At 60.8% G+C, this 2,109-nt stretch carries 1 protein-coding gene and 2 pseudogenes; 1 reads left to right on the top strand and 2 read right to left on the bottom strand.

All coding sequences use genetic code 11. The features are described from left to right. Positions 1-204 precede the first annotated feature (204 nt). Entirely contained in the window at positions 205-345 is a 141-nt protein-coding gene (locus tag VIG90_RS00120) for a hypothetical protein (RefSeq protein WP_331591298.1), read from the top strand. A 204-nt stretch (positions 346-549) separates the two neighbouring features. Here VIG90_RS00120 and istB read toward each other — a convergent pair. Continuing rightward, a pseudogene (istB, locus tag VIG90_RS00115) lies at positions 550-1,431 on the bottom strand (IS21-like element helper ATPase IstB). Next, positions 1,428-2,109, bottom strand: a pseudogene (locus VIG90_RS00110) (Mu transposase domain-containing protein); the annotation flags it as partial. The pseudogenes istB and VIG90_RS00110, both read right to left, overlap by 4 nt.

Raw genomic sequence — 2,109 nt, 5'->3', positions numbered from 1 at the left:
GAAGCAAGGGTTCAATGATTGCCCATTCCCTGTCCGTCAGTTCGTATCGCCGCCGCGCCATCTGCCTCTCCTTTACAGGAAGGCCGTTGAATCACGCTGGCGACCGGAACTCAACCAAGTTTATGAGTTTGCGCCCTAATGTATAGGATCTTTAACACTTTCCGGATGGACGGCTCTTTCTGGCTTTTCTGTGGAGCGCAAGACATGACCATGAGCGAATGTATGGCCCGCCCCGTCGGCAAATGGTTTGCGCTGGATGGCTTAATCGGTCTGCTTAAACGTATCCGGCCTCTGGGCCTTGAGCCTTGGGCCAAGATGGAGATCCGCGCGCTCTGGTCCTCATAAGGGGGGCGGCATCGAGTGCCGTGCGCTCATATAGGCTTCCAGAGCACCGATTGACTGTCAGGCTATTCTTCTCACCACTCGCAGACATCATCGGTCGTGCGCGTAAGCGCCGACCAATTTGGCTCAGGCTGCCACTTGAGGAGCCTGATAAGATGTCAATGCCGAAGTAATTTTATCCGGATCGGCCGAAGTAAAAATCCCCAGTTATGCCGGAGTGGATGACATGGAGGGGTAGCCATTTTTCGGCGGTCTGCCGCGCGGTCTTGGCGCGGGCGCCAGGGTTGGCGGTGTGATGAGGGCTTTTGAGCGGACATGTTCTGGCATAAGTTCGGCATGCTGACGCAGCCGGTAGCTTGATCCTTCGATCTGCACGACCACGGCGTGATGCAGGAGGCGGTCGAGCAGCGCGGTGGCCACGACCGGATCGCCAAAGACGTCCCCTCATTCGGCAAAGCCTCGGTTGGAAGTCAGGATCATGGCCCCTCGTTCGTAGCGCGCGTTGACGAGCTGGAAGAACAGATTGCCGCTGCCGGCGACGACAGGCAGATATCCGATCTCGTCAACGATCAACAGGCTCGGCCAGCAGAAGAAGCGAATGCGTTCCTGCAGCCTGGCTTCCCGTTCGGCACGGGCGAGCGCTGTGATCAGGTCGGCCAGCGTGCAAAAGTAGACGCTCTTGCCGGCTTTGACGGCCTCGACCCCGAGCGCCGTGGCCAGGTGGCTCTTGCCGGTTCCCGGCGGCCCGAGGAAGTGGACGGCCTAGTTGCGCTCGATGAAGCCAAGCTGCGCCAATGTGAAGATGCGGTCCTTGTCGAGCGAGGGCTGGAAGCTGCAATCGAAGCCCGCCAGGGTCTTGATGGTGGCGAGCCTGCCCATGCGCAGCGCGGTCTTGATGCGGCTGTTCTCGCGCAGCGTCAGCTCTTCCGACAGCAGGATATCGATCGCCTCCAGGGCCGACAGCTCTCCATGCTCGAGGCGGCGCACGACCTGGTCGAGGGCCTCCAGCGCCCGCGGCATCTTCAGTCCGACAAGATCGTGGCGGATGCGATCAATCATCGAGGGCACGACATCGAGTGAAGCGTTCATGCCCGACCCTCCCGCGCCATGGCCTGTCCAATCGCATCGTAAAATGCCAGAGGTCTCTGCAGCACCGTGTCGCCAGCGCCGTGAAGCGTGATGCCGCTCCCTCCTGTCATTGGCCAAGATCGGCCAGAGGTCGGGCGTCGCCGATGTTCGGGATGGACGCGTCGCTGCTTGCGGCCCTCCAGCACGGGATGAACGGCGATCAATGTGCCGTTCTCAAAGATGCGCACCTCCTCAGCGAGCGAATGGACTTCCACCAGCCTGCTGCGTGCTATAGGCATTACCGCCAACGCTGACCATGCCGTCGCGCGAGATGCGGCGCTCCAGCTTGAGAACGGAGCGGAAGGGAGCCAGAGGCAGCGCGCGCAAATGGGCGCACTCTTCGGCGAAGGCCTCGTTGACCACCCGCAGTGTCGCGGCATGGACCCTGGGATTGGCGACCGTATCCAGCCAATGCCTGAGTTGAGCATTCAGATCCTCCAGATTGCGGAAGGAGCGTGCCAGGAAGAAGTCCTGCCGGATGTAGCGGAAAGGTCGCTCGACCTTGCCTTTGGTCTTGGCGCGGTAGGGCTGGCAGGCTCTGGGGTGAAAGCCATAATGGCGGGCCAGGTCGATCAAGGCGCGGTTATAGACGATGCCCTCGGTCTGACCTTCACCAATGACGGCTGTCTTCATCCGGTC

The organism is Pedomonas sp. (assembly GCF_036515995.1).
Taxonomy (GTDB): domain Bacteria; phylum Pseudomonadota; class Alphaproteobacteria; order Sphingomonadales; family Sphingomonadaceae; genus Pedomonas.
The sequence above is the reverse complement of the archived record's forward strand: the minus strand, read 5'-3'. Positions and strand labels throughout refer to the sequence as shown.